Source organism: Streptomyces sp. NPDC001816 (assembly GCF_042892235.1).
In the GTDB taxonomy this organism is placed as follows: domain Bacteria; phylum Actinomycetota; class Actinomycetes; order Streptomycetales; family Streptomycetaceae; genus Streptomyces.
On the sequence record NZ_JBIATY010000002.1, the window covers coordinates 760244 to 779532 of the forward strand.

18 protein-coding genes and 1 pseudogene are annotated in these 19289 nt (G+C 71.0%); 11 read left to right on the plus strand and 8 right to left on the minus strand.

The window, feature by feature from the left end; translation table 11 throughout:
- Positions 1-26: 26 nt before the first annotated feature.
- Positions 27-2168: a trehalose-6-phosphate synthase gene (locus ACFYZZ_RS09235; RefSeq protein ID WP_389173160.1), complete on the minus strand. Its 2142-nt coding sequence runs from the start codon at positions 2166-2168 to the stop codon at positions 27-29.
- A 122-nt stretch (positions 2169-2290) separates the two neighbouring features.
- Between ACFYZZ_RS09235 and ACFYZZ_RS09240 the strand changes: the two genes are divergently transcribed.
- A complete protein-coding gene (locus ACFYZZ_RS09240; protein WP_389173162.1) occupies positions 2291-2509 on the plus strand; it encodes a hypothetical protein in 219 nt (72 codons plus the stop codon).
- A 163-nt stretch (positions 2510-2672) separates the two neighbouring features.
- Here ACFYZZ_RS09240 and ACFYZZ_RS09245 read toward each other — a convergent pair whose 3' ends face one another.
- Positions 2673-3368 carry an NAD(P)-binding domain-containing protein gene (locus ACFYZZ_RS09245; RefSeq protein ID WP_389173164.1) on the minus strand — a complete coding sequence of 232 codons (696 nt, stop codon included), beginning with the start codon at positions 3366-3368 and terminating at the stop codon, positions 2673-2675.
- Positions 3369-3433: 65 nt separating this feature from the next.
- On the opposite strand from ACFYZZ_RS09245, the gene ACFYZZ_RS09250 reads away from it, so the two are divergent.
- The gene (locus ACFYZZ_RS09250; RefSeq protein ID WP_389173165.1) at positions 3434-3868 is read left to right on the plus strand and encodes a winged helix-turn-helix transcriptional regulator; all 435 of its coding nucleotides are present in this window, start codon (positions 3434-3436) and stop codon (positions 3866-3868) included.
- Here the strand turns inward: ACFYZZ_RS09250 and ACFYZZ_RS09255 are convergent.
- A complete protein-coding gene (locus ACFYZZ_RS09255) occupies positions 3865-4467 on the minus strand; it encodes a hypothetical protein (protein ID WP_389173167.1) in 603 nt (200 codons plus the stop codon). The two genes, ACFYZZ_RS09250 and ACFYZZ_RS09255, sit on opposite strands and share 4 nt — an antisense overlap.
- Before the next feature lie 170 nt (positions 4468-4637).
- Here ACFYZZ_RS09255 and ACFYZZ_RS09260 point away from each other — a divergent pair, with 170 nt between their 5' ends.
- From ACFYZZ_RS09260 to ACFYZZ_RS09270, 3 genes are all read left to right on the plus strand, one after another.
- Positions 4638-8429, plus strand: coding sequence for a CHAT domain-containing protein (locus ACFYZZ_RS09260; protein ID WP_389173168.1), 3792 nt, complete (start codon positions 4638-4640; stop codon positions 8427-8429).
- A gap of 168 nt (positions 8430-8597) precedes the next feature.
- Positions 8598-9014 carry a YciI family protein gene (locus ACFYZZ_RS09265; RefSeq protein ID WP_389173170.1) on the plus strand — a complete coding sequence of 139 codons (417 nt, stop codon included), beginning with the start codon at positions 8598-8600 and terminating at the stop codon, positions 9012-9014.
- Positions 9014-10159, plus strand: coding sequence for an RNA polymerase sigma factor (locus ACFYZZ_RS09270; protein ID WP_389173172.1), 1146 nt, complete (start codon positions 9014-9016; stop codon positions 10157-10159). The genes ACFYZZ_RS09265 and ACFYZZ_RS09270 overlap by 1 nt, the downstream gene beginning before the upstream one ends.
- A 147-nt stretch (positions 10160-10306) precedes the next feature.
- On the opposite strand, the gene ACFYZZ_RS09275 is transcribed toward ACFYZZ_RS09270, so the two are convergent.
- Positions 10307-10855 carry a YciI family protein gene (locus ACFYZZ_RS09275; protein ID WP_389173173.1) on the minus strand — a complete coding sequence of 183 codons (549 nt, stop codon included), beginning with the start codon at positions 10853-10855 and terminating at the stop codon, positions 10307-10309.
- Between the two features lie 77 nt (positions 10856-10932).
- Here ACFYZZ_RS09275 and ACFYZZ_RS09280 point away from each other — a divergent pair.
- Positions 10933-11474: pseudogene (locus ACFYZZ_RS09280) on the plus strand (aldo/keto reductase); the annotation flags it as partial.
- A 181-nt stretch (positions 11475-11655) separates the two neighbouring features.
- Here ACFYZZ_RS09280 and ACFYZZ_RS09285 read toward each other — a convergent pair.
- Positions 11656-11817 (minus strand): hypothetical protein, encoded by a 162-nt coding sequence (locus ACFYZZ_RS09285; protein WP_389173175.1) that lies wholly within the window; start codon positions 11815-11817, stop codon positions 11656-11658.
- Between ACFYZZ_RS09285 and ACFYZZ_RS09290 the strand changes: the two genes are divergently transcribed.
- Positions 11800-12075, plus strand: coding sequence for a hypothetical protein (locus ACFYZZ_RS09290; protein ID WP_389173177.1), 276 nt, complete (start codon positions 11800-11802; stop codon positions 12073-12075). The genes ACFYZZ_RS09285 and ACFYZZ_RS09290 overlap by 18 nt on opposite strands.
- Before the next feature lie 104 nt (positions 12076-12179).
- Positions 12180-12848, plus strand: coding sequence for an HAD family hydrolase (locus ACFYZZ_RS09295; RefSeq protein WP_389173179.1), 669 nt, complete (start codon positions 12180-12182; stop codon positions 12846-12848).
- A gap of 125 nt (positions 12849-12973) precedes the next feature.
- On the opposite strand, the gene ACFYZZ_RS09300 is transcribed toward ACFYZZ_RS09295, so the two are convergent.
- Positions 12974-13627, minus strand: coding sequence for a class I SAM-dependent methyltransferase (locus tag ACFYZZ_RS09300; RefSeq protein WP_389173181.1), 654 nt, complete (start codon positions 13625-13627; stop codon positions 12974-12976).
- 376 nt (positions 13628-14003) lie between these two features.
- Here ACFYZZ_RS09300 and uppS point away from each other — a divergent pair, with 376 nt between their 5' ends.
- Positions 14004-15620: a polyprenyl diphosphate synthase gene (gene uppS, locus ACFYZZ_RS09305; protein ID WP_389173183.1), complete on the plus strand. Its 1617-nt coding sequence runs from the start codon at positions 14004-14006 to the stop codon at positions 15618-15620.
- Between the two features lie 59 nt (positions 15621-15679).
- Here uppS and ACFYZZ_RS09310 read toward each other — a convergent pair whose 3' ends face one another.
- Entirely contained in the window at positions 15680-16294 is a 615-nt protein-coding gene (locus tag ACFYZZ_RS09310) for a hypothetical protein (RefSeq protein WP_389173184.1), read from the minus strand.
- Between the two features lie 299 nt (positions 16295-16593).
- Here ACFYZZ_RS09310 and ACFYZZ_RS09315 point away from each other — a divergent pair, with 299 nt between their 5' ends.
- Entirely contained in the window at positions 16594-17880 is a 1287-nt protein-coding gene (locus tag ACFYZZ_RS09315) for an MFS transporter (RefSeq protein WP_389173186.1), read from the plus strand.
- A 109-nt stretch (positions 17881-17989) separates the two neighbouring features.
- Complete coding sequence (locus tag ACFYZZ_RS09320) at positions 17990-18304, plus strand: thioredoxin family protein (protein ID WP_389173188.1); 315 nt, start codon at positions 17990-17992, stop codon at positions 18302-18304.
- A gap of 118 nt (positions 18305-18422) precedes the next feature.
- Here the strand turns inward: ACFYZZ_RS09320 and ACFYZZ_RS09325 are convergent, their stop codons facing one another.
- Positions 18423-19106 carry a histidine phosphatase family protein gene (locus ACFYZZ_RS09325; protein ID WP_389173190.1) on the minus strand — a complete coding sequence of 228 codons (684 nt, stop codon included), beginning with the start codon at positions 19104-19106 and terminating at the stop codon, positions 18423-18425.
- Positions 19107-19289 lie beyond the last annotated feature (183 nt).

Consider the following 19289-nt stretch of genomic DNA (forward strand, 5'->3'; position numbering starts at 1 on the left):
CACGGTCAGCCGGGCACGTGCAGTACTCAGCTGTCGCCGGGAATTGCTTTCAGGATGGTGTGTGTCCAGTCGGCAGGGGTCGGGGTGGTCAGGCAGGCGGCGAGGCGGGCGGTATGGAGGCGACGCTGGGCGGGGCTCATCGTGAGGGCCTGGTGGAGGGTGTCGACCAGGTTCTGCGGTGTGCCCGGGTCGGTGAGAAGGGCGGCCCTGCCCAGGTGTTCGGCGGCGCCGGCGCGTCGGGACAGCACGAGGACGCCGTTGCGTCCGGCCGCGGCCTGGCATGCGACGTATTCCTGCGCAGTGAGGTTCATGCCGTCGGCCAGGGACGTCACCCAGAAGACGTCCGCCGCAAGGTAGTTGTCCACGATGTGCGGGAAGGGGAGTGACCGGGGCACGTATTCAACGGGTTGCCAGGCGGGGGAGCCCCAAAGGGAGTTGAGGCCGTTGATCGCCTCCTCCAGTTCGACCCGGGTCCTTTCGTAGGCCTGGATGCCCGGCTCGGGGGGCGGGCAGATCAGCCGGAAGCGTACGTTGCCGTGAAGCGCGGGCACCTGATCCAGCAGAGCCGCCAAGGCGCGAATCTTGAGCACGGGCGCCTTCGCGTAGTCCAGTCGCTCGACGGAGAGCACCAGTTGCCCACCGCTTCGCGGAGGACACCGCGCTGAGCGTGTGCGGGCGTGGGCTTCCACAGCCTGGCGGTCGATGCCGAGCGGATGCACCCCCGTACGTGGCGGGCACGGGGCGTCCTCCAGCAGCCGTTCGAAGTTGTCGGCGCAGGTGGCGGTGTGGAAGCCGGCCCAGTCCAGATGCGCGAGCGAGGCGCGCAGTTGATCGGCCGTGGGCAGTCGACCGAAGGTGTCCGGGGCGGGGAACGGGGTGTGGTGGAAGATGCCGATCTTCACGTCGGGGCGGCGCGGCTTGAGCAGGCCGGGGACGAGCCACAGGTTGTAGTCGTGCAACCAGATCGTTGCCCCGTGCGCGGCGTGGGCGTCGATGTGCTCGGCGAAGGCGGCGTTTACTTCCTCGAAGTCGGCCCAGTGACGTGCATCGTGACGGATCAGCTGGGGTTCGGAAACCAGGGCCGGCCACAGCGTCTCCTTGCACGCGCCGTGGAAGTAGCCCGCCCAGGTGTCGGACCTCACGGGAAGCAGCGCCAGCGGGAGCGGGGTGGGCGGTGCCGGACACGCGCAGTGTGTGTAGCGGGTGTTCGGGCTGGGGGCCGGGGCGGTGTCCTGGTCGGTGACGAGGGCGGCCGCCCACACGGCGTCCTGGTCCCGGCGGCGGGGATCCAGGGCCGAAGTGAGCGTGGGAAGGATGCCGTTGGGGCTGGCCGGGGGCTGCCATCTGCCGTCGCTCCATTGCATGGGCGGGCGGTGGTAGCCGACCACCACCCGCGAGGGCGGGTCGATCCAGCCGAGCTGCTCCATGGCCGACAGGATGGCCGCCGCACCGTTCAGTGCCGGGCGATGCACGCGTGCGTCGAGCGGCACGCTGGTGGCCAGGCCGGGTTCGGCGTTCCCCATGATCACGCCGTGCGCGCCGAGACCGAACAGCGAGAGGTCATTCAGCGAGTCGCCCGCAACGAGCAGGGCAGAGAAGGGCCAGCCGAGCGTCCGGGCGAGTTCCCGCACGGCCGCTCCTTTGCTCGCGTTTGTGGGCAGGACATCGAAGTAGCGCCCTGCGGAGTACGTCCACGAGCAGCCCAGCTCTGCCACCGCCGCCTTGAGGCCTGCGGTCAGGTGCTCAGGGGCCAGGTAGAAGGAGCATCGTCCCTCTTGGACGACTCCGTCCTGGTGGACCAGCCCGTCATATCTCTCCAACGCAGACAGCACCCGGTCCGCGCCGGGCCATCCGGCACGCAGCCGAGCCTCCAGAGTGTCGACATGGCTCAGGTCGGCTGCGTCGATGACGCTGGCCCCGACATCGGCGACGATCCATCGCGGCGCCGGCACGAGCGGATCGCTCTGCAGGACCGAGCGGACAGAGTGCAAGGACCGGCCGGTGGCGAAGACCAGGGTGATGCACGGGTGGAGGCTCAGGAGGTGACGCAGTCTTCGGCGCGCGCGGTCATCACCACCCAAGAGGGTGCCATCGAGGTCGGCGACCAGCACACGTCCGGCGCTGGGTGACGTGTGCGGGTTGTATGGGGTGTGCGGGATGTTGCCCATCACTCCTCCAGGGTGGTGACGCAGAGTATGTGATCAACAACACATAGTGTTACCTTCTGTCGGAAACCGCCCACCGGTAACGCCCTCCCGAGGGCCAGATGAGATGACGTCCCGGAGGTGCCATGGACGAATCCGATCCCGCAGTCGCCGAGCTGGTGTCCTCCGCACGCAACGTGCCCACGGAACTCGTCACCCAACTGCTCCACAGCGAGGATCCGCATGCGGCCCGGCTCGGACGAGCCATCCAGGAAATCCAGAGGAGCAGCTCCGGCCCCTCGCCGACGAAGCCCTCCGACGGGGGCTGCGTCATCGACCCGATCACCCACGACCCGGCCTGGTGAAGACCGCCCGATCGGGTGGAGGACCCGGTTCCAAGCGACCAGGGACCAGGGACCAGGGACCAGGGACCAGAGAACCAGGGACCAAAGGCCGGAGGCCGGAGCGCCACGTGCCCACCGCGCTACCGCGGCGGCAGGACGCGCCACGCGACCTGCCGGACACGCTTCAGTCGTCGACGGCGCCAGGGGCCAGTGCCGGGGCGGGGAAGGCGTGGCGGACTTCGCTGCCGGACCACCACACGCCGATGGCGAAGACCGCTGCAGCCTCCAGGAGCGCCGCCCGCTCCAGACCGCCGCACGGCAGCGGGGTGCAGCCCATCGACGTGATCAACTCCCTGGTCACAGCCTCGGCGGGCGGGGCGTCCGTGCAGAAGGGCACTGCCAGCGGAGCACCCTCGAAAGTCGGTTGTGGCAGGGTCCAGATGCTCTCGTGGCAGATGCCGAACACCTTGGCGACATGAGCGTCGGGCGCGGCCGCGGCGATGCGCAGGGCGGCCGAGTCCGAACCTCCGGCAGTGGACAGGACCGGGCCGCCCTCGCTGGACGGCTGCATCGGCACCGTGCAGTCGAGGACGGTCCGCCCGGCGAGGTCCGCTGCCAGTTCCCTGGCCAGCTGCGGTGCGGCGTCGGCGGGGACGGCGAGCAGTATCGCCTCGCCGTACCGTGCCGTCTCTGCGGGGCCGCCGTACGCGGCGGCCCCGATGCGGGCGGCGATGGCGGCGGCGGAAGCGGCGTTGCGTCCGCCCACCATGACCTGGTGTCCGGCCTGTGCCCAAGCCCCGCCCAGAGCTGCTGCCATGCCGCCCGTGCCGAGAATGCCGATGCGCATCGCCCTGTTCCCGTTCGTGTCTTGGAATGTCATGCCCCGGACGCTAGGCGAGCCGATGCACACCGTCCGGTAGGCATCGGGCGGGGCAGGATGTGCGCATGGGACAGGTGGATGGGGACGGGGACGACCTGGGCGGGGAACCGTTCGCGGCGGACTGCCGCGCGCGCATCGCCGTCGAGGTACTGGCCAACCGCTGGGACAGCGTGGTCATCTACGTCCTCGGCGAGTCGGGCCCGATGCGGCCGCGCGCGCTGCTGGCCCGGATCGGCGGGATCAGCCCCAAGGTGCTCAACGACGCGCTGCGGCGGCTGGAGTACAACGGCCTGGCGCGGCGCCGTCGTTACGCCGAAGCCCCGCCCCGCGTCGACTACGCCCTGACCGAGGCCGGCACCGCCCTGCTCACCCCGATCCGCGCCCTGGGCGCATGGGCAGCGGCCTACGGAGACGACGTGCTGGCGGCACAGGACTGCTTCCACCGACGCCAACGCGTCCCGGACGGGCCAACGGATGACGACCCGTCGGACAGGCCCTAGTAGGCGCCGCCACGGAAGCGGATGCTGCCGTAGTGGCGCGGGCGGTCGCCACGTTCGTGGGCCGCGTCGGAGCGGTCGGCCGGGGCCGTGCGCTGGGCGAGGGCCCGGAGAGTTGCCAGGCCGGCCAGCACCTGCTCACGATGGCGAGCGGACTTCATCCAGACGGGCAGCCGGGCGAACATCGCCATGGTGGGGGAGGCGTGACGCTCGCGCAGCCGGGCACCCACATAGGCGGCGAGAGCGTCGACGTGCTCCACGTCGTAGGCCCACAGGATCCGTCCCACACAGTGGGTCTGAAGCCAGAGCGGCCGCCGGAAGAAGGGGTCCTCGGTGCCGCCGACCACAGCGCCGACCAGGCCGCCACCCTGCTGCTCGGCAGTCCATTCCGCCACCGCGCCGCAGCCGGCGCAACTCAGACGGCGGGGCTGGAAGAGCAGTTCACTGAAGTACTTCGGCGATGCGAGACCGGGCCGGGGCACGACGAGCGCGCGACCACCGCACCTCGGGCAGACCACGAGCATCCGGCCGGTGAACCGGACCAGCCACGTGCCGTGGTCGTGGTGGCGGACCTGTTCGGGGTGCGCGGGCTGGGAGCTCATGAGGGACACTCTGCCAGGCCCGACCCACCTTCCCGTACGGCGCGTGACCGATTCCCGACATCAGCCAGGCCACCGGGGCACTAACCTGATCCTCTATCAGCGACGACCCCTGCCCGGCCGCGGACCGTCGCGGGGGAGTGGGGTGGGATCATCGGTCACCAGGGGGATGCATGGCCGGCGAGAAGCAGCGGGACCACGGCGAGGGAGACGTCGCGGGGCTCCGGGCCTGGGCCGCCGTCGCCGTTCGCCAGGCTCACGAGGTCTGGCCCCACGCGCGGAAGAATCCGCAGCTGGCCGAGTTGCGGCTCGTGACCGAGCATCTGGACACCGTCGAGCGGCTGTTACCGGCGCAGGACCCGGCCCGGGCAGCCGTTGTGCCCTGGCTGGGGTTGCTCATGAAGGCGCGGCTCAAGGGCCGGCGGCACGCCGATCCGCGGGAGCGGGCGGCCGCTCTGAGTCATCTCCGGTGGACCGACCGTTCCAGGCCGCTGGACGACCGGCTCGCCATGATGGCCCGGGGCAACCTGGCCGAGCTGCTCATCCCGCCAGGCATTCCTCCGGAGGTGCGCGACGGCTCGGGATCGCCCGCCGTGGCCGAATCCCTGCGGGAGCAGCTGACCGAGGCCGTGTACGTTCTCGCCCGCGTCGTCGCCGGGGACCTGACGGCGCGGGAGAGTGTGATGGCCGCCATGGACAGCGCCGCGACGATGCTGTCCTTGATCCCCGGCTCGCCCGCGGGGAGTTCGCCGTCTGCGCCCGAGGAGGGCGACGATGGTGAGGAGGCGGTGGGGCAGGCCGGTGGGGTCCTCCACGGGGAGCCCGTGGAGGAGGCGCTGGCCGACGCTCTCCAGGGGGTGGTGCACTGGGCGCGCCGGGACGCGGTGCGTTTCGCGCGCCTGCTGGATTGGCTGTGCATCACCGTGAACGATCCCTGGGTCTCCACGGCGGACGCAGGCCGGGAACTGGCGGAGCTGGGCCTGGACCAGCCGGAGTTCGCGCCGCTGCGGGAGCTGCTCGCCGCGCTCAGATCGGGCGGGCAGGAACCCCGGTCGCTCGTCGAGCGCGTCCGCGGCTTCGCGCAGGCGACCAGGGAGGTGTTGCTCGCTTTGCCTGCGGACGCACCCGAGCGGATCCGCGTCGCCAAGTTCCACGCGGCCCTGCTGGTGGCGGGGAACCGCCGGATGCCCGAAACACTGGACTTCGGCGAGGTGGACGCAGCCGCGATGCGGCCGGACCCGGACCCTGCGGCGCGTTCGGCCTGGCGGCGAGAGCTGAGCCTGGAACTGATCCTGTCCACCTCGATCGACAGCCTGTGGGTATTGAACGGCGAGATCGCGCGTGTGGAGCGGAGCGCGGCATGGCTGCGGGCGGAGATCGACGCCCTTCCGGCGGACGGGGCGAACGCCGCGGCCGCCCGGCGGTACCTGTCCGTCCTCCTCGCCCATCGCGTCGACTCCGCCGCGAGGCTCGGAGGCAGCCTCCAGGACAGCGCCGCCGTCCTGTCGATGGCCAAGGGGCTGTCTGCCGCGGATGAAGGCGACCATGTGCAGGCGCTGTTCAGCCTTTACGCCGGGTTCCAACTGGCCCGCCGCAGCCGGGACCAGGCTGCTCTGGCCCGCGCAGCGGAGGACCTGATCCAGACGCTGAGCGACCGATACGCCTCTCCTGCGCCCGACGGGGGCACACGCTTCCTCATCACCGGCATGCTGGGCCTGGCTCACGGCGAACGTGCCACCCACACCGGAGACCAGGCCGACCTCCGCGCCGCGGCCCGGCACCTGCGGGAGGCAGTGGAGATCGATCCGGCCACGGTCCCGCCGCTGTTCGCACCGATTTTCCCCGCTACGCGGGCCCAGCTGATGGCCGGGCTGGCCATGATCGACCCCCGCCGGGAGGTCATCGACCGCGCCGTCGCGGAGGTGCACCGGGTGATCGAGGAATCGCGGACGTCGCCCTGGGACGAAGCCCAGCTGCGGTTCGCCCTCGGCCGGGCCATGCTCCGCGCGACCACCCACCGCAGTGATCTCAGCCTGCTCGACCCGTGCATCGCCGAGCTGAGCCGGGTTCGCGCCCTGGCCACCGAAGGCCAAGGCATGCCGTTGAACGTCGAGGTTCTTACGGAGCTGTCCAGGGCCTACTGGATGAGCGCGGTGGCCGGTGGCGGGCGCGCGAGTGAGGACCGGAAGGCGAGCCTGGACATCCGCCGCGAGGCACTTGAGCTGATGGCGGCCGATGTCCTCCTTCAACTCGGCGCCGAGCACGCCCTGTCGGTGGCCCGGGCCGCGACCGGCCATGTGCTGTGGCTGGCCCTGCGGTGCGCCGAGGACCGCCGCCCCGCCGAGGCCGTGGAGGCACTGGAGCTGGGTCGGGCCCTCGTGCTCCAGACGGCCGCGGCCGCACACGGCGTGCCCCGGCTACTGGCGGACCGGGGTCACTCCGACCTGGCCGAGCGGTGGCGGGCACAGGCACCGTGGCACCCACTCCAGCCGGGGCCGCGCGATGGGGTTCGGGTTGAGGGGGACGAGGGGCGTGCGGCTGAGGGGGACGCGGGCGAGGGGCGTCCAGCTGAGGAGGATGCCGGCGAGGGACGTCCGGCTGAAGGGGATCCGCTCCGGCCGAGCAGAGCGGCCGCGGAGGCGGCTCCGGCCCCCGGCGCTGAGCTGCCGAGCAGCCTGCGGCGCAAGGCGCTCGCCGCGCTGGGGGCGGGAAACGGCACCGGCGCCCGGGAGTTACTCGGTACTCCGGACGCCGCCACACTGACCGCCGCGCTGGCCGCCTCGGGAGCCGACGCGCTGGTCTACCTGGTCCCCGGCGAGGGCTTCCGCCCCCACATCCCCGGCCACGCGCTGATCCTGCGCCCCGGCGGCGCCGAGCCCGCCGTGCTGGACCTTCCGCTGCTGCTCTCCCCCGGCAGCCACCAGCTGGAGCGTTACCTCGCCTCCGCAGCCGAGCGTTCCCGCAGGGCGGCCGACCCGGACACGTCGCGTGCGTCGCGGGAGGCCGCCGAGACGGAATGGCAGGCGGCGCTGAGCGAGCTGTGCGACTGGGCCTGGCCCGCTGCCGTGGGGCCGGTCCTCGACTCCCTGGAACCCCTGGGCCGGCCGCCGCGGATCGTGCTGATTCCCTGCGGCCCCCTCGGCGTCGTCCCCTGGCATGCGGCGCGCATGCACATCCCGCTGGGGGGTCACCGGTATGCCTGTCAGGACGCGGTGTTCAGCTACGCCCCGTCCGGGGCGCAGTTACTGCGGGCCGTCGCCCGCCACCGGCTGCCCGCCACCGGGCGCCGGGTGCTGGTCACCGACCCGCGGCTCAGCCTGGTATGGGCCGAGGTCGAGACGGAGGCGCTGCGTTCGGCCTGCTACCCGGACGCCCGGCGCTACGGCGAGTTCGTGGCGGCCGAGGGCGTGCCGGATGCGCCGGGGAGCTGCGAGGACCTGTTGGCCGTACTGCCGGGCGGCGGCGGTGAGCCGGCTGCGGTCGTGCACGTGTCCTGCCACGGCGTGGCCGGTCCGAGTCCTACGCGATCGGCGCTGTCGCTGGCCGACGGCGAGCTGACCGTCGCCCGGATCCTGGACCACGCCGCGGCCGCGCCCGGCCCGGACGGCCCGCTGGTCGTGCTCAGCGCCTGCGAGACCGACCTGAGCACGGGCGACCACGACGAGGCACTGACCCTCTCCACCGCCCTGGTCGCCCAGGGTGCGGCCGATGTGGTCGGCTCCCGCTGGGCCGTCAACGACAGCGCGACCGCCCTGATGATGGCCGCCTTCCACCACTTCCTCACCGGCCAGGACCTCGCTCCCGCCGACGCGCTGCGCGCCGCCCAGCTGTGGATGCTCGACCCGGACCGCCGGCCCCTGCCCGGCCTGGGCGACCCGCTGCACCGCGAGGCCGCCCGCGCCGACCTGCAGGAGATCCACCTGTGGGCCGCCTTCACCCACCAGGGCAACCCCGCGGCCCGCTGAGCCCCGCCCGCGCTGCTGTTTCTCGTGAACCTTCACGGACCTCAAGATCCGCGCTCATCCACGAGATCTCAAAAAAATCCGGACGGCGATGTCGAGAACCCGTGACCTGCTCCGTCCCCGTGGTGAACGCGACCACAATGGGTCGCACGAGCACTGAGGAGAAACACGATGGCCAAGTACTTGCTGCTCAAGCACTACCGAGGCGCCCCGGCTGCGGTCAACGACGTGCCCATGGACCAGTGGACGCCGCAGGAGATCTCGGCGCACGTGCAGTACATGCGGGACTTCGCGGACCGGCTCGAGAAGACCGGCGAGTTCGTCGACGGTCAGGCGCTCGCCGCGGAGGGCACCTGGGTCCGGTACGACGGTGAGGGGCGCCCGCCGGTCACCGACGGCCCGTTCGCCGAGACCAAGGACCTCATCGCCGGCTGGATGGTGATCGACGTCGACAGCTACGAGCGCGCCGTCGAGCTGGCCGGGGAACTGTCGGCCGCCCCCGGGGCCGGTGGGAAGCCGATCCACGAGTGGCTCGAGGTGCGCCCGTTCCTGGCCGCGTCGCCCACCACCACGGAGTGCCCTCATTGATGAACGAGGCCCTGCTGAGGAGCCTCACGCCGAGCGTGCTCGCCATCCTCGTCCGCCGCGGAGCCGACTTCGCGGCGGCCGAGGACGCCGTGCAGGAAGCACTGGTCGAGGCGCTCCGCGTCTGGCCGGCCGACCCGCCGCGGGACCCGAAGGGCTGGCTGGTCACCGTTGCCTGGCGCAAGTTCCTCGACGCGACCCGGTCGGACGCCGCCCGCCGCCGGCGTGAGGACCTCGTCGACGAGGAGCCGGCGCCCGGGCCCGCGCACGCGGTGGACGACACGCTCCAGCTCTACTTCCTGTGCGCACACCCTTCGCTGACTCCGGCGTCCGCGGTCGCGCTCACGCTGCGTGCCGTCGGCGGGCTCACCACCCGGCAGATCGCCCAGGCCTATCTGGTGCCCGAGGCGACCATGGCGCAGCGCATCAGCCGGGCCAAACGCACCGTCTCCGGCGTCCGCTTCGACCAGCCCGGCGACGTCGCCACCGTGCTGCGCGTCCTCTACCTGGTCTTCAACGAGGGCTACTCCGGCGACATCGACCTCGCCGCCGAGGCCATCCGGCTCACCCGGCAGCTCGCAGCCGCGATCGACCACCCCGAGGTGGCGGGGCTGCTCGCCCTCATGCTGCTTCACCACGCCCGGCGCGCCGCCCGGACCGCGCCGGACGGCAGCCTGGTACCGCTCGCCGAACAGGACCGCACCCGCTGGGACACCGCCACGATTGCCGAGGGCATCGAGATCCTGCAGGCGGCCCTGGCCCGCGACCGGCTGGGCGAGTACCAGGCCCAGGCCGCCATCGCCGCCCTCCACGCCGACGCGCCCACCGCCGAGGAGACCGACTGGGTGCAGATCGTCGAGTGGTACGACGAACTCACCCGCCTGACCGACAGCCCGGTCGTCCGGCTCAACCGGGCGGTCGCCGTCGGCGAGGCCGACGGACCGCGAGCCGGCCTGGCAGCGCTCGCGGCGCTGGACGCCTCACTGCCCCGCTACGCCGCGGTGGCGGCGTACCTCCACGAGCGCGACGGCGACCTGGCGACGGCGGCACGCCTGTACGCCGAGGCGGCCCAGAAGGCCCCCAATCTCGCCGAACGCGACCACCTGACGCGCCAGGCCGCCCGGCTCAACTCCCGCCGAGGACGCTGACAGGCCGGGCCCGGAACTCCCGCACGACTCGGCGCGGCCTGCCCCCAGCCAGAGCCGTGACCCCACAGCGGGCGGGCTGGTCGAGACCAGCTGCACGACGTGCTGCCGACGGGGAAGCCTGGCAGCAACGACTGGCGCGCTGCTTCATCACCTTCGCCCGCCGAACTCCCAGTCGTGGACCTCTATGTCCGCGTACCGGTCCGCGGTCAGGACGGCACGCGCCGTTTCCGGGTCCGGGGACCGGACCAGCGCCGCCGTACCCAGCCAAGCGGTGGCGTCGTCGGACAGCAGCGGCCCGAACGCGATCAGCTCGTCCCGGTCGGCCGGCACGACGAGGTCAGCGGCCTGCCCCGTACCGAGACCGAGCACCAGATACCGATGGCCACCGGTCCGGCCGCCGGGGAAATCCCACATGTTGCGCCTCAGCAGGTTGCGCCACCGACGCAGCAGCACGTCCCGGTACACGCCGGCCTGGTAGTTGGGCTCGTCGAAGGCGAACGCGCGGGCAGCGGCGGGATCGGGCAGGTCGACGATGTGCACGCTACCGGTGGGCGTGTCGCCGTCGTCGGCGAAGGTCGGGCCGCGAGCGATCATCTCCGCCGCGTACCGGTCCATGTAGGACCAGTGCTCCTCCAGCAACTCGTCGCGCAACGCCACGGAACCGGCCCGATCACGGTGGTAGCAGAAGAACTCCATGACCACAGACCCTTCCCCAACCCAGGGCGGCATCTCAACTGGCTTTGGCGACGGCCATCGCGTCACCGCAATGACGCGTGGGGTGCCCTGTCAGGGCACGGAACGGCGTCTACCTCGCCCCGGGCGAGACCCCGGACGAGGCCGAGGCGGTCCGCGCCATGCACCAGGCCCTCGACCTGGGCGTCACCCACCTCGACACCGCGGAGGCGTTGCCGGGCGGGCAGGTCCAGCGCGGCCGGCCCATCGAGGAGACCATCGGGGCCCGCGCCGACCTGGTCGCGGAGGGCAAGATCCGCCATATCGGCCTGTTCGAGGCGGCCCCGGAGACGATCCGCCGTGCTCACGCCGTCCATCCGATCGCGGCGCTGCAGTCCGAGTACTCCCTGTGGACCAGGGACGTGGAGGCGGAGATCCTGCCGCTTCTGCGTGAACTCGGCATCGGCCTGGTGCCCTGGTCCCCGCTGGGCCACGGCTTCCTCACCGGTACGGTCCGCTCGACAGACCATTTCGACGCGAACGACTGGCGTGCGAACAACCCGCGCTTCACGGGGAGAACCTGGCCCGCAACCTGCGCATCGTCGACGAGGTCGTGGCGGTCGCCGCCGAGGCCGAGGTCACGGACGTGGCGGAGCGGAAGTGGCCCACCTGCTCCTGACCCGGCGCTACGCGGGTGACTGGCGGTGGGACGGATGGCTGAAACGCTCGTGTGCCAGCTGGTCCAGGAGCACCATCGCGTCGTGGTCGGGGGCCCGGAGCGGTGTAGAAGGCCACCAGGAACTGCCCGTTGGTGCCATTCAGCGTCATCCCCTGGAAGCCAGGGCGAAGTCGCCGACATCGGGATGGTGGAAGAGCCGACGTCCCTGGGTGCTGCCCACGACGTCGTAGCGGTCCCAGAGTTCGGCGAACTCCAGGGTGGTCGGGGCGACCTCGACAGGTCGCGCGTGGTGTACGCACGCACACACCGGCGCAGGCTGCGCGGTCACCAGTACCTGGCCGCCGACTTCGCCAAGGGCCGTCCGTTCAATCCCATGGAGCGGCTGATGTTTTCCGCGGCAGCGCGCGACGAGTCGATGGCGCGACACATGCATCTGGTCGGTTCCCGCCTGATCGGTCCGCTGCGCTTCTTGAGCCCCGTGGCAGTGGCCAAGGCTTCGGCCATCAACATCAAGCATCGCGGGGCGGCTGCGCCAACCTCGCACCTGTCCCGCACGGAGTCATGACCGGCTCCCCTCCTGCACGCCATGGCACATCCGGCGAAGATCCCGTCGAGCTGCGCCGCCGTGTGGTGAGGATGGGCCTGTTCGGCGCCTGGCATGATCAATGGGTGATCAGTGAATCTGCGCGGTCCGGCCGCACGAAGTACGTCCTGTTCGATGTCGACGGCACGTTGATCGACGCGGTGAGCAACCAGCGCCGGGTCTGGGGCACTTGGGCGGAGCGGTACGGGCTGGATGCGGACGAGGCCTACCAGGTGGCTCTGCGAACACGGCCGTTGGAGACGTTCGCCCAGGTCGCTGCGGACCAGGATGCGCACGAGTGCCTGGCCACACTGCACGAGCTGGAGGACGAGGACGTCCGGTCCGGCGTCTATACGGCATTCGACGGTGCGGCGGAGCTGCTGCACGGCCTGCCACCGGCGTCCTGGGCACTGGTGACCTCGAACTACGAACACCGCGTGCGCGGCCGTTTCGAGCGGACGGGCTTGCCGCTGCCGGACGTGATCGTGGACGCGGCCGCCGTCGCGGAGGGGAAGCCCTCTCCCGTCCCGTATCTGCAGGCCGCTGCACAGCTCTGCGCCGAGCCGGGAGACTGCCTGGTCATCGAGGACGCCCCGTCCGGAGTGCGGTCCGGGTTGCGCGCCGGGATGACGGTGTGGGGTGTGAACGCCGCTGCCGCGGTGGAGGGCGTGCACCGCCACTTCGTCAGTCTGCGCGAGGCGGTCCCGCACATCCTGGCCTTCGCGTCCAGCGCTCACGGGAATGCCGCAGCCTGAGTCCGTCCGTCGATGCCGAGCAGGCGACAGACCTTCGCCGATCACGACACAGGTGTGCCGAGTGCACGATGCGCCGGGCGGGCAGGTCCAGCGCGGCTGGCTGTAACTGGCGCCCGGGTTTCCGTTCATGCCGACGTGGGCTTGCGGGCGAGGATCTGGATCCCGGTCGACTCGTGACCGTTCATGGTGGGCACCGTGATGGTCCGGGTGGCGATGGGCTGGAACCCGGCAAGCAGGGTGGAGAACCACTCGCGGGGATGATGGCGGCAGACCGCACCGTCGCCGGTCTCGAACACGCCATAGCCGGCGTAGTGACCAGCAGAGCGGTTGTAGCGGTTGCGGTTGCGTTCGTCGTCCTGCAGCAGAAGGTCGCTGACGTAGAGGATCCCACCGGGCTTGAGGACGCGGTTCAACTCGCCGATCAACCGGTGTTGGGCCACATCGCCGGGGACACAGGTCAGCACGGCGAAGAGCAGAACGACGTCGAAGCCTGCGTCCGGGTAGGGCGAGGCCGGTGGCGCGTCCAGGGCGGCAAAACGCAGGGTGGGGTGCAGACGGCGTGCCCGATTGATCATTCCAGGTGAGGCGTCGACGCCCGTGAGGTTGCCGAAGCCGCTCTGTTCGAGCTCCTTCATGATGCGTCCGTATCCGCATCCGTAGTCGAGGATTGCGGCGTTCCTGCCGATCCCGTCGAGCCAGGGCAGGTGCAGAGGGTGAGTGAACGTCTTCGTGGCCGCTGCGGCATCCCAGTAGGGAACCTGGCTGTCGAGGTCGGACATGGCACGTGCCTTCCTGGGGGCTGGGGTGAAGCAGATAATTCACCGTGGAGAAAAGCTATTGGCCGGTGACCACCGGGCAACGGTATGGGACACGAGGCGGAACCACGTGCGACTCCCCGCGCTTGAAGTCGTTGGTCACGACCCCAGGCTTCTCCATGAGGGTGTTTCAGATGTCCAGCCGTCTGCAGCGACCCATGACCCACGGCCGGACCGTACCTTTCACTGGCCCGGCACCGAGGTCGCAACCAGTCGGCGGGTGCGTCGTTGGTGAGGGCGTGGGTTCCCGGTGGTCAAGACTGGGGACGGCTGCTTGCCTTCCGCGTGGCCTGGGTCGTGGGCCCGGTTGGCGTGGTGTGGTCGAAGGGTTGGTCCGGGAGTGGCGGGAAGCTACGAGGCGTTCGCCGACTCGCCTGAACTGCGGGAGTCGTACGAACGGTGTGAGCAGGAGATGCAACGGCGCTCCTACTGGTGGTGGGCAGCGACTACCTGGGCGCCCGCCGCGTTCCAGCCGCCCTTCTGGGCCGTGAGCGCCGTCCTCGCGGAGGCCGATCGCATCGCCGACGAGGGGCCGCCAGCCGATCGTGAGCGCTCGTTCGCCCGCTGGCGGGCCGAAACCCTGGCGGAGGTCCGGTCCGGCCGCAGCGAGCACCCGCTGCGGAGGGCATTCGTGGACACGATGAGGCGGTGGGATCTCGACGTTGCGGTGCTGGAAGAGTGTCTCGAAACCCTTCACGCCGATGCCGCGGGCCCGCTGGCATTCGCCGAATTCGAGGACCTGCGCCGCTACCTGCGGGGAGCCTCCGGAACCACCTTCGAGCTGATCGCCCCACTGATCGAGGCTCGTGACTCGGAGGCAATGCGGTTGCTGTCCGTGCTGGCCGAAGCGCTCGCGCTGGTGGATATCTTCGAGGACCTCCCGGAGGATCTTGCTCAGGGCCGGTGCTATCTGCCGCGTGCGGATCTGCGGCGGCTCGGCCTGGAAATCGCCCACCTTGGAAGCGGCGAAGGCAGTGAGGCGTTGGACGAACTGGTGCGGCTCCAGGTCGGCCGCGGCCGCGAGCTGCTGGCACAGGCGGCACTGGTGACGCAGATGGTGGGGGCCGAGTTCCGGCTGGGGGTGCAGGCGCTCCTCGTCGGTGGTCGGCTGCGGTTCGACGAGATCGAGATCCTCCGGTCCCGGGTCTTGGCCGAGGGTCTCGACCCGATGCTTCCGGCCGGTGCCACCCGGATCCGGCCGCTGCCGCTGAACGCCGGGCCGGCGCCCGGCCACGTCGCGGTGATCATGGACGGCAACCGGCGCTGGGCCGAGCAGCGCGGCCTTCCCGCCTTGGAAGGCCACCGGTCCGGCGAGTTGGCCCTGGGACACCTGATCTACTCCGCGCTGCGGCTGGGTATCCGGCACCTGAGCGTGTACGCGTTCTCCACCGAGAACTGGAACCGCTCGCTGGAGGAGCTGGCCCCCCTGTTCGACACCATGGCCGACTTCCTCACCGAGAGCGTGGAGAGGCTGCAGCGGCTGGGTGTGCAGGTGCGCTGGTGCGGGCAGCGCGACCGGTTCGATCCGTCGATCGCCTCCGCACTGGCGCTGCTGGAGAGCATGACGTCGAACAACTCCGCGCTGATGCTGACCATCTGCGCCGACTACGGCGGCCGGGAGGAGCTGGCCGCCGCCGCCCGGGCACTGGCCGCCGAGGCGGTCGCCGGCACCGTCCGGCCCGAGGACATCGGTCCCGCCGACCTCGCCCGCCACCTGTACGTCCCGGAGCTGCCCGACGTCGACCTGCTGATCCGCACCTCCGGCGAGCAGCGCATCAGCAACTTCCTGCCCTGGCAGCTCGCCTACGCCGAGCTCGTCTTCGACCCCGTCCTCTGGCCGGACTTCGGCCTGTCCCAGCTGCACAACGCCGTCGCCGTCTACGCGGGTCGGCAGCGCCGCTTCGGCGCCGACCTGCCCGGCCGGGCCCGCCCCGCGAAGCCGGCCCGGACCGGCTGACAGACCACTCGGGCCAGCCCTCGCTCACCCCTTCGGCGGGGTGTACACGCCCTCCACGGTTACGTGGGCCAGAACCGAGTCGGCGGTGAACGGCGGCGCCTCGCCGAACGTGGCGGTGTAGGCGTCCATGACCTGGGGGTGGGCCGTAGCGGCACGTCCGCCAAGCGGATCTTCATCGGCTGCCCCAGGGGCACGCTGTTGTTCGTCAACCGGCCCTCGGCCAGCGCGGGCCGGTACGCCGCGCTGTGTCCGACCTCCATGCCGTTCACCAGGGCCTTCCCGGACACCAGCCCGTCCTGCATCCCACCGCGCAGCTCGGTTACCCGGAAGTGCCCGTTGGACGTGCGCACCGCGAACCCGCCGTCCAGCGCCCCGTCTCCGTGAGCCCCCGCCAGGTTGGTCATCGACGGATCGCCCTCACCCGAGCGCACCGGGAACCGCAGCGCCGAACCCCGGGCGTCGGTCACCAGCTGCGCCGGTGCCACCGCCTCCACCACCGCCTGGAACTTGTCCAGCAACGCCTGAGCCTGCGGGGTCCAGCGGATCTCGATCCAGCCGTCGGAGATCGTGCCCAGCGACCCGGCCGCAGCCGCGTGGGAGGACCCTCCGGCGAACTGGCCCAGCAGCGGACCAGCCAAGGCCGCGCCCAGAATCCCTCGTCTGGTTGTGCTCATCGACGTGCAACCATCCTTCCTCGGGCCGCAGGACACGGCCCCCGATGGATCATCCGGGCGCGCGGTCACCCCGGGCCGGAAACGCGCGGGCGCAATCACACGATCAGGGGGCCGATTCCGCAGGCTGTGCGATCGGCCGGACCGCAGTGTCCGCCGACGTTTCGCGGCCTGACTCGAGTGTGTTCCTCCGCACGCTGGCACGGCAGTACGCTCGACCGTTCCAAAGGGTGTCGTTACCGCCGTTCCGCCACTCTCGCCCGGCCTCTTGGCCGCAGTCACGAGACCTCTAAGTTGACGCTGTGACAGAAGTAGCGAAGGAACTGCAGGATGTCGAGCCGGAGTTCGACGGTCCGAGTCTGTGGCGTCAGCGGGATTTCTTGCTCCTGTGGAGCGGCCAGACGGTCAGCGAGATGGGATCGGCGGTCACCCAGGTCGCTTTGCCGCTGCTCGCGGTCGTCGCGCTCAAGGCGAGCACGTTCCAGGTCGGGCTGCTGACCGCCGCCACCACGGCAGCGTTCGCGCTGATCGCGCTGCCCGCGGGCGCGCTCGTGGACCGCGGCTCCAAACGATCCATCATGATCGTCTGCAACATCCTCCGCCTGCTGCTCATCGGCTCGGTACCGCTGGCGGCCGCCCTCGGCACCGTGACGATGGCGCAGCTCTACGTCGTCGCAGTCGCAGCCGGCGGGTGCACGGTGTTCTTCGACGTCTCGTACCAGAGCTATGTGCCGTCGCTGATCCGAGCCGGTCAACAGATGGACGCCAACGGCAAGTTGGGGTCCACTCAGGCGTTCGCGCAGCTCGGCGGACCCAGCCTGGGCGGGGGACTGGTCGCGGCGTTCGGCGCCGCTGGGGCGATGACGGCCGACGCGATCTCCTACGCCGTCTCGGTCTTGTCGATATCCGCAATCAGGACGCGCGAGGAGCCGCCGCCGGCGCGGCGCGAAGGCGAGACGTTGCGGAGCCAGATCGCCGAGGGACTGAGATTCGTCGTCGGGCACAAGATATTGCGGAGGGTCGTGGCGTGCACGGGCACCGCGAACCTGTTCTCCGGCATGACTTCGGCGCTGGCGATGGTCTTCCTCATCCGGGTGCTGCACGTGCGTCCCGCGCTGACCGGGCTGATCATGGCGGTCTCGGCCATCGGCGGGATCGCCGGGGGAGTGTTCGCCGGCCGGCTCGCCAAGAAGATCGGCTCGGCGCGGATCATCTGGATGTCGATGCTGGTGTTCAGCGCGCCTCAGGTCATCGCGGCGGCTGCCTGGCGAGGCTGGGGGGTGCTGCTGTTCCCGCTCGGCTGGGGCGTCACGGAGTTCTCCGCGATGGTGTACAACGTCGCGCAGCTCAGCTACCGGCAATCGGTGACACCGCCGGAGCTGATGGGCCGGATGAACGCGGCCGTGCGCTGGGTCGTGTGGGGCACACTGCCGCTCGGCGGCATCCTCGGCGGGCTGCTTGGCACGCTGATCGGGGTCCGGCCCGCACTCTGGCTGGCCTTCGTCGGCGCGTGGGCGGCCGGCTGGTTCGTGTTCTTCTCACCGCTCCGCCACATGCGCGATGTTCCGGCCCCCAGCGTTGCGCGTTGATGGTGAGCGCCGCGGCCGACCGGGTGCGCGGCTGCTCGGGCAGGAGTCCGGTCCGCTCGTAGAAGCGTCTACTGTCGGCCCAGAAGGCCGTGAGCTGGGAGGAGATTCCATGCGGATCACTGTGCTGACCGTGCCGGACTGCCCCCACACGCCGGTGGTCGCCGAACGGCTCACCCAGGCGCTCGACGGCCGCGACGCCGAGGTGGAACGGATCGAGGTCGACGATCCGGAGCAGGCTACGCGTCTGGGGATGACCGGATCACCGACCGTGCTGATCGACGGGGTGGACCCCTTCGCCGTGCCGGGCGCTCCCGCGTCTCTGTCCTGCCGTCTCTACCGCGGGCCGGACGGCCGCATCGACGGGGCTCCGAGCCTCGCTGACCTGCGTCGCGCTCTCGGCGACGCGGATGCCGTAGACCAATGAGACTGCGACCGCACGCCGATCGACGCGGCCCGCCGCGCGGGCCGGGGAGGTCTCGCCCCGACGGCCGGCGACCGTGACCCCGAACCGAACTTCCCGGCCCTGTCGCGGCGACGCCTCCTCAGCGACCTGCTGCGAAGATCGTTTCCCGGACCGGGCTTGATCGCTTCCAGCCGCCCGGATGGGCCTCCGCGGACGTACAACCGTCGCCGGATCGCGAGAGGAGCATCCGCTGGCCCTCCCGGGGGCTGATGTCGGCGAGCCGGATGTCCCAGCAGCCACCTTGCCGGGTGAGGGAGACCGCGGACAGGGGTGGTACAGCGAGATGCCAGAAGGCCCTTGCCGGTGCGGCCAGAGCATGAATGAGCGCGGCTCGGATTACGGCTGCTTCGGTGATGGCTACGGTGTGGCCGCTGTCGGGCGCCGCGGTGCTCAGCCAGTCCGCAGTCCGGCGGCAGAGGCGGCGTACGGACTCACCGCCGTGTGGCGCGGCATCCGGGTCCGTGAGCCAGGAGGTGAACCCGTCGGGTTCGGTTGCGGCGATGTCGTCGACGGTGCGACCGCACCACCTACCGAGGTCGAGATCGCGCAACGCGGGCTCGGACACTGCAACCAGTCCGAGGGCGTCAGTGATCTGCGAGCAACGGATCGAGGGCGCCCGGACGGCCAGACCATGGGGCGGGAGAGCTGGTACCGCTGCGGCTGCGATACGCAGGCTGCGCTCACTCAGGGGAACGTCGCCGAGGAGCGGATCCCGGGTGGCGTCACCACCGGGCGTGCACAGAAACGTCAGGCGGATCGTCATATGACCGACCTCCTTGAGTGAACAGGACAGCGGAGCGGCCCCGAGCCACCTCCATCACCCAGCCCCGTGGGGCACCCACCGGTGACTCGGGACCGACAGGGGCCTCCGACATGCCCAGGGGCGTCAGAGCGTGTGCCGGATCGACACCGTCCAGCCACCCTGCCGAAGGCGAGCACGAGGCGG

What these genes read in the sequence shown, in the direction of transcription:
- ACFYZZ_RS09235 (WP_389173160.1), bottom strand. Translation starts at nt 2,168, where the DNA reads ATGGGCAACATCCCGCACACCCCATACAACCCGCACACGTCACCCAGC.
- ACFYZZ_RS09240 (WP_389173162.1), top strand. Translation starts at nt 2,291, where the DNA reads ATGGACGAATCCGATCCCGCAGTCGCCGAGCTGGTGTCCTCCGCACGC.
- ACFYZZ_RS09245 (WP_389173164.1), bottom strand. Translation starts at nt 3,368, where the DNA reads ATGACATTCCAAGACACGAACGGGAACAGGGCGATGCGCATCGGCATT.
- ACFYZZ_RS09250 (WP_389173165.1), top strand. Translation starts at nt 3,434, where the DNA reads ATGGGACAGGTGGATGGGGACGGGGACGACCTGGGCGGGGAACCGTTC.
- ACFYZZ_RS09255 (WP_389173167.1), bottom strand. Translation starts at nt 4,467, where the DNA reads ATGAGCTCCCAGCCCGCGCACCCCGAACAGGTCCGCCACCACGACCAC.
- ACFYZZ_RS09260 (WP_389173168.1), top strand. Translation starts at nt 4,638, where the DNA reads ATGGCCGGCGAGAAGCAGCGGGACCACGGCGAGGGAGACGTCGCGGGG.
- ACFYZZ_RS09265 (WP_389173170.1), top strand. Translation starts at nt 8,598, where the DNA reads ATGGCCAAGTACTTGCTGCTCAAGCACTACCGAGGCGCCCCGGCTGCG.
- ACFYZZ_RS09270 (WP_389173172.1), top strand. Translation starts at nt 9,014, where the DNA reads ATGAACGAGGCCCTGCTGAGGAGCCTCACGCCGAGCGTGCTCGCCATC.
- ACFYZZ_RS09275 (WP_389173173.1), bottom strand. Translation starts at nt 10,855, where the DNA reads ATGGAGTTCTTCTGCTACCACCGTGATCGGGCCGGTTCCGTGGCGTTG.
- ACFYZZ_RS09300 (WP_389173181.1), bottom strand. Translation starts at nt 13,627, where the DNA reads ATGTCCGACCTCGACAGCCAGGTTCCCTACTGGGATGCCGCAGCGGCC.
- ACFYZZ_RS09310 (WP_389173184.1), bottom strand. Translation starts at nt 16,294, where the DNA reads ATGAGCACAACCAGACGAGGGATTCTGGGCGCGGCCTTGGCTGGTCCG.
- ACFYZZ_RS09320 (WP_389173188.1), top strand. Translation starts at nt 17,990, where the DNA reads ATGCGGATCACTGTGCTGACCGTGCCGGACTGCCCCCACACGCCGGTG.
- ACFYZZ_RS09325 (WP_389173190.1), bottom strand. Translation starts at nt 19,106, where the DNA reads ATGACGATCCGCCTGACGTTTCTGTGCACGCCCGGTGGTGACGCCACC.